This is a genomic window from Endozoicomonas sp. (assembly GCF_965196975.1).
Classification (GTDB): Bacteria; Pseudomonadota; Gammaproteobacteria; order Pseudomonadales; family Endozoicomonadaceae; genus Endozoicomonas.
This window is the reverse complement of record NZ_OZ239981.1, coordinates 2,729,205-2,741,493: the sequence shown is the minus strand read 5'-3', so window position 1 is coordinate 2,741,493 and position 12,289 is coordinate 2,729,205. Positions and strand designations below refer to the sequence as shown.

The following is a 12,289-nucleotide window of genomic DNA, read 5'->3' as shown; positions in this document are numbered from 1 at the left end:
TTTTTCTGTGGACTTGCTGTTTTGCTCTTGGGAGGGTGTGCTGGAAATGACCGGGAGGCTTATAGCCAGCAGAGCTTTCAGCAGCTGGTGAATGAAGGTTTTCTTTCACCACAGATTCGCAGTCTGGATATGCTGCCAATGATGATGGTACAGCTTTATCTGGATACTCCCCAGATTTTTATCCAGGGGGATGGCAAGCCTCTGATGTTTCATATCAATGGCACGGTGGATGCTGACGTCTTTGGGGGTATGGTCACCAAAAAACTGCCGGTTCAGATTACTGGTTTTACCCGATTAAGGTATTCAAAGGAAGATGAGGCTATTTATTTTGATCAGATAGAGTTTATGGAAGCTCAGATTGATCTGGAAGTGGCCCTGTTCAAAACCATGATTGTGGACAGCTTTCAGAAGGCTCTGCTAAAAGAGCTTACTGCGATGCCATTGATCTCGTTAGTAAAAACACCCGAGCTTGCTGCAACCATCGAATCGCTTTCCAAAAACAATGCCGATGGACGCATTCAATTTGATATCCGGGAAGGCAGCCTTGTGATTGAGGAAGTTCCGGGTCAAAACGATAGCTCTACCGGCTGAATCTTGACCTCAAGGAACTTCCTAAGGGGAGGGAAGTTATAAACCTTACAGGCGGTGCTTAAATTGAAAGCATCGACCCACATCGCATATTGGCAGGTACTGCAATATCCATCTTTTCAGGATAGGCAAGGTTCAGGCTGTTCATAATTTGTAACTATTCAGCACCCAGCAAAGGCGTATTGTTGTAATTTCGAACCGCTTTAAGAAGCGCCTGAAATATGTTCAACCCCTGCTTTTTAGCAGATGATAAATAGCTTCGGATTCGGGTAAACATGGTACCTCCGTCTTCGCTTCTGAAGCAGCCTGAGATCTTCTGCTTAAGTTTGGCCATCCTGGCATCACGTTCACTGCCATTGTTATCGAAGGGAATTGAAAAGTCCGACATGAAGCGCAACGTTTCAACCTTAAACTCAATAAGCCTTTTGAACAGGTTGTAGGCCTTGGTATTCCTGACCTTCTTACGTCCAAGCACCTGTCGTTGTTTTTCCATATAAGCGGTTTCCTTCGTGAGAGCCCTTTGAAGGATTTGGTCGTATATCGTCTCAATGCGAAGCTGTATTGCACCAGGCATTTGAGTCAGACCGGCTGCTTTGTATTTCTTGCAGAAGTGCCAGGAGAGCGTAAGCAATTTCATCAGCCGCAGAGCCAGCTTATTCGCATCCCTATCGACAACTCCCTGAAGCTCTCTCAGATGATGGGCATTACAAAGCACATGCACTGCCGCATAGGCAAAGTAGGACTTCCAATGATCGTGAACCAGAATGCCTGCAAAAGTCAGCAGGATGCCCATTGCATCCATTGCTTCACAACCTCGCCTTTCTGAGAGGTAGTAAAGCGTCCATTGGTCATCTCGCATAATGTGTAACCACCACAGTGAACCGTCAACCCGCATGCCAGTTTCATCCGCTCCTGCAACCGGACTTTCTTGTAAAGCATCGCGGATACTCTGCTCAGTAGAGGCCAGGTTCTCATGGGTATAGGCAACAAAATTGGCAACAGAGCCTGCGCTGACACTCATGCAATAAATAGTATTGAAATACTCAGACACCCGGTGATATGGGATGAAGTGATACTGGTTTAAATGAACAGCCATTGCCTGAGTCACTTCTCCGTATTGAGCAGCGGCTTTCACTCCTTGGGGAAACTCAGCGGTGTTCCGTTTACCACAAGGACATACTTTAACGTCTGCCCAGTACGCGGTAACTTCAAATTCTCCGGGTCTACCTGGATCAAAAACCTGTCGCTCAATGTATTTGGTGGGTTTAATATCGATAAGCGAAGACTGGCAACAGCAACATTTTTCAACCTTCAGATGCCTGACATAATCGGGTAAGGCGACACGTCTCAAACAAGAGCCTTGATGACCTTTCTGGCCACCTGGTTTATTGCCTGAAGATGGTCTAAGGCTTTTGGGGTTCGGTGTTTCCTGTGAGGAGCAGGGGGCTTCTTTGGAAGATGTATCACCTTTATCACTCCCTTTTTTACTGGGCTTTTGATAACCATCTGACGATGGTGGCTTACTACTGTTTTGACTGTTTTTATTAACCCTTTCTTCCAGTTCGCTGCAACGTTCCCGTAAAAGCGCATTCTCGGTCCGAAGCTCTTCATTCTCTTTAAGGAGAGCTTCGGTAAACGGAGTAGCTGGGAAGTCTGGTTCCATACTGGAGATTTGTTAGAAAAATTGAGTATAAGATGATGGTCGAAAAATCAGAAAATTCCAGATTTATATGAAGGGTGCTGAATAGTTACGTTCTGTATTGATCAGTTTCTGAATTGTCAGTACCCGGCCATGTTGGAGGGCGAAGAGTTGCCAGATCTGGAGGCCATCGTAACCTTTCGTGGACAGGGATCAGAGAGCTGCCTTTCCTGGGATGCGTTTCTGCAAAAGTCAGAAAATGCTTCTTCTGAACAAGTCCGTTTACGTCAGCAGCAAGTAGCGCCTGACTCCATGTCTGACCTGCTGTTTACCTCGGGTACAACGGGTAAGCCGAAAGGGGTGATGACCAGTCATGGTCAGAACCTGCAGGTGGTAGAGGACTGGAGTGGTGTTGTCGGGTTACAGGAAGGTGACCGTTATCTGATCGTTAACCCGTTTTTCCACTCATTTGGTTATAAAGCCGGCTGGATGGCTGCTTTAATGAGGGGGTGTACAATCCTTCCGCTTCAGGTGTTTGATGTCCCCACCATTCTTCGGATGGTTTCTGACGAGAAAGTCTCAGTACTACCGGGGCCGCCGACACTCTACCAATCCATTCTTGCCCATCCAGAGCTGGATGCATTTGATATTTCCTCATTACGGGTTGCGGTTACGGGTGCTGCAGCCATTCCAGTTTCCATGATTCACCAAATGCGTGATGAACTGGGTTTCGATACGATTATTACGGCCTACGGCCTGACAGAAGTCTGTGGCTTTGCCACCATCTGCCGTGCGGGTGATGACCCAGAGTTGATTGCCAATACTTCCGGTCGTGCCATGCCGGGTATTGAGGTGCGTTGTGTTGATGGTGAAGGAAAGGAAGTGACTTCAGGTTCTCCGGGTGAGGTGGTGATCCGGGGGTATAACCTGATGCAGGGATACTTTGAAAACCCAGAGGCTACTGCAGAAACCATTGATTCTGAGGGCTGGTTACATACTGGTGATATCGGCGTGATGGATGAGCAGGGGTACCTGAAGATTACCGATCGTATGAAGGATATGTTTATTACGGGCGGTTTTAATGTCTACCCTGCCGAAATTGAAAACCTGATGAGTAACCATAAGGCGATTGCCCAGGTTGCCGTGGTAGGCGTTCCGGATGAACGAATGGGCGAAGTGGCAATGGCCTATATCATTCCGGTAGCTGGAGAGGACCTGAGCAAGGAAGAGGTGGTGAGCTGGTGTCGGCAGGAGATGGCCAACTATAAGGTGCCAAGACATGTGAATATTGTCGATAGTCTGCCAACTAATGCATCGGGTAAGGTGCTGAAATTTGAGTTAAGGAAGGCTTATCAGACATCATTTGGCATGAACAATATCAATTGAGCTTATAACCTTTAATTTTCAAACAACAGCACAAGTATCGAGAAACTAATCGTAGCTTAGGTGGGGGATATAGTTAACTAGCATGAGTTTAACTCATTAACACTTTCTCAATAGACTGGGCGTACTGCTCTGGAGAATGGAACTCTTGTGTATGTTCTGTTATGTGAGAATGATCAAATACCTCATTGCTTGTTAACTTTGCTCCAACAGTCTCCAAAAATTTACGATTAGTTACTTCTGAGTATTCTCCATATTTTGCATCAGAATGTACTATCGTTCTGCACTTGCCGCAGTCTTGTGACGACTCCGTAAGCCCTCCTATGTCAGATGTGATGACATGCATCCCCATAGAACCACATTCACCGGTGATCAAACCATAAGTTTCAGAAAGAGAAGGAATGACTCCAATGTTTGCTATGGCCATCAAAATTTGCTTGTGTCTTTGATCTTCTGTTAGTAATACAATATTGTTTCTTTCCTTATGTATTTTAATAACCTCTTTAATAAATTGAGTCTCACTTGTTCCTCTGGAAATTATAAAAAAAAGGCAGTCAAGTTTTCGGATCATGTTAAGTACATGTTGTGTTCCTTTTTCAAAGCATGGTCTTCCCATAAATAGCAGAATAGGTTTATCTATATATTCGTCAATATCTTCTCTTTCAGGCGGTAAAACAGGAAGTGATCTTGCAAAAAACTTGGCTTTAAAAGCAGACTTTATTTCAGAAGGTGTCATTCCTTCTGTAAAAACTCCATAATGTTTAGCAATCCTTGATAGGTTGAACTGTGCTAAATCGGAATAGCTTTTAATTGAACTTATAACTTTACCATGAATCGGTAAGCACTTTTTAAATAGGTCGTGCTCTTCCATCAGAGCCTTGCGTGCAAAATCTGAAACAGTGATTATATGATGAGAATGCTTAATGGCTCTTTCCCTTATGGGCTTATCTTTCTCAGGTAGTGATTCTATTTCTTCTCTAGTCATTGCCTGATAGCCTTCAGTGGTATAGACGGGGTCTTTTTCTATCATGCAGTCACTAAATCCCATATGAGGAATGAGTCCATGAACCCAGTTGATTTTTTTTATGCTATCGCCAGTTTCTATGGCTGAAAGGGAACCGCCAAAATAGTGATCGTGGACATATACATTCTCCTCCTGCATCGTTGGCAATATAACTTCATTCACAAATTGAGGAGCAATTCTGTTGAATGCGCATAGTTTCATGGATATTGCAGCCGCTGCTTTTAAATCTGGGTCGTTCGGATCAATATTCTGTCCCTCCTTAAATGCAAAATCATTCATTAGGGTGTCCCTATGGGAAGGTTCAATTCCATAGGGGTTTTCATGATGTTCAAAGTATTTTTTATCTTTATTGGTCGGCTGAAGCCTGTAGACATCACCATGCATGTCGCTACAGCGCTCAACTAAAATTTGCTCTCCAGACTTCAATAAGTATCCATGAGTGATTGACTTCTTTGCCTCTTTTTCCTCCATGATCTCGACTAGAGGGAGGACTGTTACAACTCTGCATCCTCTTTCCGTAAATATTTTACAGAACGAGTTGGCTGCTGCGCCAAGACCGCCAAAACAGTATCTATAGCCTTCTGTTGAAATTGTGATATGAGATTGACCTTTTTTTGCTGATTCTGGTGTTTCACACTTTTGTAAGTATGGATTTGGCATCAGTTTTGCGGATGATAACACTTATGACTCCAATGGGAAAAATGCTTTTCAAAAGTGATTATTTAGAAAATTTGGTTTTTTTATCATTGCTCGAGGTATCAAATTCAGGTGTTTTTTTTAAGCGACGTTGTTTGTTTGGTACCTGAGAGCAAAGACATTCCTTTAGTCTATTATTTTCTTATAAAAGTTCATGAAGTAATATTATATTATTGATTTTTCGATTTTATTTAATAATGCTGATCCTTTTGATGTAGTTCTATGGTGCATGATTAATTTTAACACTAGTGCTATTAGTTATTATAAAATAGAGCATTAGTCCATTTAACTAGTCAGGTGAGAAATGCGACGCAGACAGGTGGTTTCATGTTTAAGTGACCCCATTTGATATTAGTATTATTCTCTGTTCAATGAAAAAATGATGTTCATTGAATTTCTAAGTGAAAACACCCCGCCATGAATGAAAAATAACCCTGAAGTATAGAAGGATTTATTTCTTGTTTATGAAATAGCTCTTAAAGATTAAGGGGGGGTTGATGATTTTGAAAATCGTAGGGGTTTTAATTTATGCGTTTAGTTCTGCTTTATAGAAAGCCTTGGTATTGCAAGGCTTTCTACTATTTTGTGGCTGACATTTTGAATTTAATTCAAAGGTTGAAAAGAACCCATCATGACCCTGAAGGTATCCATCCCTGGGTAGAGTGGATAGAAGGATCTCTGGCTTGCAAAATTTCGGGTAAGGTCATATTTGAAGTCACTCAGGATAAAGTCAGGAGCCTCTGCAATCCATTTATTACCAACTTTTCTGAAGGTAAATACTTCGCTCCGAGTTTGATAGCCAGAGTATGAGTCAGGAAAAGTTGTTAGTACCGTTACAATTTCTCCGTCATCATCAGCACGCATGCGGAACTTGGGGATTAAATTGATTTCGTAAGGGCGGGATACTCCAACGTTAAATTTTGACTTTGAAATGATTCGAACAAAAAACTCTTGAGGGGACAGTTCATTTGCCTTTACCCGCCCTTCAGGGAAAATAATCTCAAATAGGTGACTGGAGTTATAGCGTAGTACCTGATGCTTTAACAGCTTTAATGAGTCTTCTGCAAAGAAGCTTGAAAACTCGTCAAAGTCAAAGGTGTTTAATGTTCGGATCATCTCAATGATCGTAGTTTTTAGCTCCTCCTTATCATCCTCCGACAATGCAGCATCCTGGGCTGGTACCGGTGATGTGATTTCAGTCGAGTCCGATTTTTTTGGGCGGGAGTCGGTTTCTGACTCACCAAGACACGACTGTACTGTGACGAATACAGCAATCAGCCCAATGAGACATGATTGAATGGCTCTGGACATTTGAACCTCCTGACAAAGTATTGAGTTTGATTTCAATCGCTGCAGCTAAAATTTTTTAATTATTAAAAGTAAATAAAAGTTCAACTCTGAATCTAAAAAAATGATGGTCCTTTAACTGCCTTTTGAAGCTGGTTGTATAGACACATCAAATTAGTATGGTCATAAGATAGTCAGGAATTCCGGATTCTGCAGGTAGATATATCGTCCGTTCGAACGATTACGCTGTTGACGATTCAGGCGAGAGTATGCAGCGATAAGAATCATAAGAGGCGCTGGCAATGGAGTTCGCTTTTACCGATGAGCAGGAGATGATTCGGGAGTCCGCCGACAGCTTCCTGCAGGATGTCTCAACATCGGAGGCAGTTCGTGCAGCCATGGCTACCGATCAGGGTTTTGACTCTGAACTCTGGCAACGGCTGAGTCAGGAAATGTACTGGCAGGCGCTGCATATCCCTGAGGAATACGGTGGTCTTGGCCTGGGGTATGTGGAGCTGGCGATACTGTTTGAAGAGATGGGGAGAAGACTGTTCTGCTCACCTTTCTTTTCAACCGTTGCAATGGGTGTCAATGCGCTTCTGGTTGCCGGCAACGAAGAACAGAAACAGCAATGGCTGCCACAGATTGCTGAAGGCAGTCTGACCGCTACACTGGGTCTGGCATCCAGTCAGCAGAATCGTGACAACCGCCGCTGGGATGCCAGCAGTGTTCAGGCCACTGCCCGCAAAGAGGGCGATGGCTATGTGCTTTCAGGCTCCTGGCATTATGTGCCGGATGGGCACACTGCTGGACTGCTGATTCTTGCTGCCCGTGAAGAAGGCAGTAAAGGGGAAGCCGGTATACGCCTTTTTGCAGTATCTGCTGACAGTGAAGGTGTTCAGAGTCACTGGACACCCACCATGGATCAGACCCGCAAACAGGCAAAGGTTGAGATTGATAATCTCTTTGTTTCTGCAGCCAGCTGTCTCGGTGGTGAAGGGACGTCAGACTGGCCAGCCCTGGAACAGGTGCTGCAACTCGCATCGGTGGCCATTGCAGCAGAACAGGCCGGTGGTGCCCGTCAGGTGATGGAGCTGACCATTGATTACACCCGCGAGCGGGTTCAGTTTGGCCGTACTATTGCCAGTTTTCAGGCAATCAAGCATCGGGCTGCGGATATGATGCTGCAGGTTGAGTGCGCCAAATCTGCCGTGTATTACGCGGCCTGCGTAGCCGATGAAGTGCTCAAGTCTCTCTCTTCATCAGAGCAGGTCTCTGAGGTGAAAGACGAGTTGCCAGAAGCTGCGGCGCTGGCCAAAGCTTACTGCTCGGATGCCTTTTTCCACTGTGCGGCTGAATCTATTCAGCTTCATGGTGGTGTCGGATTTACCTGGGAATATGACCCGCACCTTTATTTCAAACGCGCTAAGTCCACCGAAACCTTCCTGGGGGATGGCGGTTTGCATCGGGAGCGTATTGCACGTCAGTTGTTGGATGATTCAGGACAGGTGAAGGGGTAATTATTATGAAAATCAGTTTCAGTCCTGAAGATGAACAGTTTCGTGCAGAAGTGGCTACCTGGTTAAAGGAAAACCTGACCGGTGAGTTTGAGCAGCTCCGCTTCCGTGGTGGCCCGGGTGATGAACATATGTTCCCGGAAGAGCGGAAAAAATGGGAACAGCACATGGCCAAAGCGGGCTGGCTCTGTGTGGGCTGGCCTGAAGAGTATGGTGGCCGGGGGCTCTCGATAAACCAGCAGGTTATTTTTAATGAAGAGTATGCTCGTGCCGGTGGCCCAGGTCATATGGGGCATATTGGTGAAGGTCTGGCGGGCCCAACCATTATTGCTTTCGGAACTGAAGAACAGAAGCAACGCTTTCTTCCTGGTATTGCCAATGGTACGGAGTACTGGTGTCAGGGATATTCCGAGCCCAGTGCCGGATCTGATCTGGCTAATGTCAAAACTAAAGCAGCACTGAATGAGTCTACCGGTCAGTGGGAGATCAGTGGTCAGAAGGTCTGGACCTCGCTTGCTCATGAGTCCGACTGGTGCTTTGTGATTGCCCGTACCGAACCCGGCAGCAAAGGTCATAAAGGGCTCTCCTTCCTTTTGGTACCTATGGATCAGCCGGGTATTGAAGTCCGACCTATTGAACAGTTGACGGGCACCTCAGAATTTAACGAAGTCTTCTTTGACAATGCCGTAACGGATGCCAGCAATATTGTCGGCAAGCCCGGTGATGGCTGGAAGATAGCCATGGCGCTGCTGGGCTTTGAGCGTGGTGTTTCCACTCTTGGGCAGCAGATGCAGTTCCTCAACGAGATGGATGAGATCATCCGGATCGCCAAGAAGAATGGCGCTGCAGAAGACCCTGCCATACGACAGCGCATTGCCGATGCCTGGATGGGGCTGCGCATCATGCGTTACAACGCGCTTCGCATGCTGTCCGGTTCACAGGATGGCTCTCTGCAGAAAGAGGCAATGATCTACAAACTTCACTGGGCTACCTGGCATGCCAATCTGGGCAAACTGGCAATGGATGTGCTTGGGCCTGAGTCAGAACTATTGGAAGAAGGGCCTTATGAATTGACCCGTCTGCAGTCTATGTATCTCTTTACCCGTTCTGACACCATTTATGGTGGCAGTAATGAAATTCAGCGGAACATTATTGCTGAGCGGGCACTGGAAATGCCCAAAGAGCCTAGGGCCTGTTGACGTTTCGCTGCGAGCTCAGCGGATCAGGGCGCGCTTATGACGAGGCGCGGCGTTGCAGTAAGGCTGGCTGCCTTTCAAAATGCCGCAACGAAGTCATAGGGGCACCCTGATCCGCCCGAAGGGTGACCCAGGAAAGCGCCATCTGCTTTGTCAGTCTTGCTGGATGTAGAATAACTACACGCTGCGCAAGCCTTCCGCGCATATGACGCTTTTCTGGGTCACTGAGCACGCAACGAAACGTCAACATGCCCTAGGGCCAAGTAGTTTTTTGAACCACAAAGAGCACGAAGAGCACAAAGGAAGAAAACGACAAGCTTTCCTTTGTGAGCTTTGCGATCTCTGTGGTTAACATTATTTGATAATAAGAATTAACGGGAGAAAGGCGATGTTGAACCCGGAATATGTACAGGGTCATAACCTGTTGGATGGTAAGTCAGTTCTGATTACCGCAGCGGCCGGTGCTGGTATTGGCTTTTCTGCTGCTGTGCGGGCGGCGGAAGAGGGCTGTCGTGCATTGATGATCAGCGATATTCACGAAGGTCGTCTGGTTGAAGCAGCAGAAAAAATCAAAGCGGAAACCGGGCTGAAGGCCATTTATACCCAGGTGTGTAATGTCACCAATGAAGAGCAGGTCCAGACTCTGGTGGCTGCTGCTGAGGAAAAACTCGGTGGTGTTGATGTATTGATCAACAATGCTGGACTGGGTGGCTCCAAACTGCTGGTAGAGATGGAGGACGCTGAGTGGAATCGGGTACTGGATGTGACCCTTACCGGCACCATGCGGATGACTCGAGCGATTCTGCCGAAAATGATGGAGCGCAAGTCCGGAGTGATTGTTAATAACGCCTCTGTACTGGGCTGGCGTGCACAAAAAGAGCAGGCACATTATGCTGCTGCCAAGGCGGGAGTGATGGCGCTGACCCGTTGCTCAGCTCTGGAAGCCGCTGAGCATGGTGTTCGTATCAATGCGGTGAGCCCGAGCATTGCCCTCCATGATTTCCTGCGTAAATCAGCGCCTCAGGAGCTGCTGCAACAGCTGGCTTCCAGAGAAGCCTTTGGCCGTGCAGCTGAGGTCTGGGAGATTGCCAATATCATGATGTTCCTGGCCAGTGGCTACAGTTCGTACATGACCGGTGAAATAATTTCTGCCAGCAGCCAGAGGGCCTGATGATGACTACGGTATTTAAAACACCCCATGAACTCCAGGATAAGGTTGGCTCTGTGCTGGGAGAAAGTCAGTGGCTGACCATTGACCAGGAAAGGATCAACCTGTTTGCTGAAGCGACCGGTGACCACCAGTGGATTCATGTTGACCCAGAACGTGCCAAGGACGGCCCTTTTGGTGCCTGTATCGCTCATGGTTACCTCACACTCTCTCTGGTCAGTCTGTTTCTGCCGGAGATTATGGACGTTCAGGGAATCAGTATGGGCGTCAATTATGGCACGGATAAAATACGCTTTCCGAACTCGGTGAAAGTCGGTGCCCGTATCCGTGGTGTGGGTGAGCTGATTAACGTTGAAGAAGTCAAAGGCGGGGTTCAGTCCACCGTTCGAGTGACTGTAGAAATTGAAGGTGAAGACCGGCCTGCCTGTGTGGTGGATACGATTTCCCGTTACTACCCAGAATAATCCGTTAACCCGGCAGGAAAGCCGGGTTGAAGCTTTCCAGCAAGCTCGAACAAGGAATAAGAACAATGAAAGACGCTGTTATTGTTTCAACCGCCCGTACGGCCATTGGTAAAGCGTTTCGCGGCGCATTTAATGATACTGAAGCACCGGCAATGGGTGGTCATGTAGTACGTGAAGCGGTTAAGCGTGCAGGCATCGAAGCGGGTGAAGTTGATGATGTGCTGATTGGTGCAGCGGCCCAGCAGGGTACTCAGTCGTACAATCTTGGTCGTTTATGTGCCATTGCCGGTGGTCTGCCGGAAACCGTTTCCGGTATGGCGATGGAACGCCAGTGTTCTTCTGGCCTGATGACCATTGCGACGGCTGCCAAAAGCATCATGTGCGATGAGATTGATATTGCTGTGGCGGGGGGGCTTGAGTCGATTTCTCTGGTGCAGAACAAGCACAAGAATACCTATCGCAACCTTTCCAAGGCGGCAATGGCCATGGATCCTGCGGCTTATATTCCCATGATTGAAACGGCTGAAATTGTTTCTGAGCGTTACGGGATCTCCCGTGAAGCGCAGGATGCCTATAGTCTGCAAAGTCAGCTGAGAACCACTGAAGCCCAGAAGGCTGGACTGTTTGCCGATGAAATTGTCCCAATGACGACAACCAAGAGCATCTTCAATAAGGAGACCAAAGAGGTGACTTATGAAGAGGTGACCCTGGCGCAGGATGAATGTAATCGTGCCAGCACCACACTGGAAAGTCTGGCAGGCCTGCAGCCGGTCTGGAACGACGGTCACTGGGTGAAAGAAGGCAACTTTATTACTGCAGGTAATGCTTCACAGTTGTCTGATGGTGCATCGGCTTCCGTTTTGATGAGCAGTAAGCTGGCTGAACAAAAAGGGCTTGAGCCTCTGGGGATTTATCGTGGTCTTGCTGTTGCTGGCTGTGCATCCGATGAAATGGGTATTGGTCCGGTGTTTGCCATTCCTAAACTGTTGAAGCGCCATGGGCTGAAAATGGACGACATTGGCCTGTGGGAGCTGAATGAAGCCTTTGCCTGTCAGGTTATTTACTGCCGTGATCAGCTGGGTATTCCCAATGAAAACCTGAACGTTAATGGTGGCGCTATTGCGATTGGTCACCCGTTTGGCATGTCCGGTGCCCGCATGGTGGGACATTCTCTGATTGAAGGTAAGCGCCGTGGAGCCAAATACGTGGTAGTGACCATGTGCATTGGTGGTGGTATGGGTGCTGCTGGTTTGTTCGAAGTGGCCTGATTTTTTTGTTGAACCACTAAGATCACAAAGCACACAAAGAAAAAGAAGGATTTAATATA

At 46.9% G+C, this 12,289-nt stretch carries 10 protein-coding genes; 7 read left to right on the top strand and 3 right to left on the bottom strand.

The genetic code is table 11. The features are described from left to right. The first annotated feature begins 21 nt into the window (after nt 1-21). Nucleotides 22-591: a hypothetical protein gene (locus tag ACOCLE_RS12365; protein ID WP_419536926.1), complete on the top strand. Its 570-nt coding sequence runs from the start codon at nt 22-24 to the stop codon at nt 589-591. A 154-nt stretch (nt 592-745) separates the two neighbouring features. Here ACOCLE_RS12365 and tnpC read toward each other — a convergent pair whose 3' ends face one another. Then, nucleotides 746-2,251, bottom strand: coding sequence for an IS66 family transposase (gene tnpC, locus ACOCLE_RS12360; RefSeq protein WP_419532963.1), 1,506 nt, complete (start codon nt 2,249-2,251; stop codon nt 746-748). Between the two features lie 129 nt (nt 2,252-2,380). On the opposite strand from tnpC, the gene ACOCLE_RS12355 reads away from it, so the two are divergent. Next, on the top strand, nt 2,381-3,613 hold the full coding sequence (locus ACOCLE_RS12355; RefSeq protein WP_419536925.1) for an AMP-binding protein: 1,233 nt from the start codon (nt 2,381-2,383) through the stop codon (nt 3,611-3,613). Nucleotides 3,614-3,701: 88 nt separating this feature from the next. On the opposite strand, the gene ACOCLE_RS12350 is transcribed toward ACOCLE_RS12355, so the two are convergent. Continuing rightward, entirely contained in the window at nt 3,702-5,315 is a 1,614-nt protein-coding gene (locus ACOCLE_RS12350; RefSeq protein ID WP_419536924.1) for a glycosyltransferase, read from the bottom strand. 618 nt (nt 5,316-5,933) lie between these two features. Then, nucleotides 5,934-6,641 carry a hypothetical protein gene (locus ACOCLE_RS12345; protein ID WP_419536923.1) on the bottom strand — a complete coding sequence of 236 codons (708 nt, stop codon included), beginning with the start codon at nt 6,639-6,641 and terminating at the stop codon, nt 5,934-5,936. A 278-nt stretch (nt 6,642-6,919) separates the two neighbouring features. Between ACOCLE_RS12345 and ACOCLE_RS12340 the strand changes: the two genes are divergently transcribed. From ACOCLE_RS12340 to ACOCLE_RS12320, 5 genes are all read left to right on the top strand, one after another. Continuing rightward, nucleotides 6,920-8,137, top strand: a complete 1,218-nt coding sequence (locus ACOCLE_RS12340) for an acyl-CoA dehydrogenase family protein (RefSeq protein ID WP_419536922.1) — start codon at nt 6,920-6,922, stop codon at nt 8,135-8,137. Nucleotides 8,138-8,142: 5 nt separating this feature from the next. Beyond that, nucleotides 8,143-9,333, top strand: coding sequence for an acyl-CoA dehydrogenase family protein (locus tag ACOCLE_RS12335; RefSeq protein WP_419536921.1), 1,191 nt, complete (start codon nt 8,143-8,145; stop codon nt 9,331-9,333). 385 nt (nt 9,334-9,718) lie between these two features. After that, a complete protein-coding gene (locus ACOCLE_RS12330; protein WP_419536920.1) occupies nt 9,719-10,501 on the top strand; it encodes an SDR family oxidoreductase in 783 nt (260 codons plus the stop codon). Beyond that, nucleotides 10,501-10,962, top strand: a complete 462-nt coding sequence (locus ACOCLE_RS12325) for a MaoC family dehydratase (RefSeq protein WP_419536919.1) — start codon at nt 10,501-10,503, stop codon at nt 10,960-10,962. Before ACOCLE_RS12330 ends, ACOCLE_RS12325 begins: the two co-directional genes overlap by 1 nt. 65 nt (nt 10,963-11,027) lie before the next feature. Further along, a complete protein-coding gene (locus ACOCLE_RS12320; protein WP_419536918.1) occupies nt 11,028-12,230 on the top strand; it encodes an acetyl-CoA C-acyltransferase in 1,203 nt (400 codons plus the stop codon). Nucleotides 12,231-12,289 lie beyond the last annotated feature (59 nt).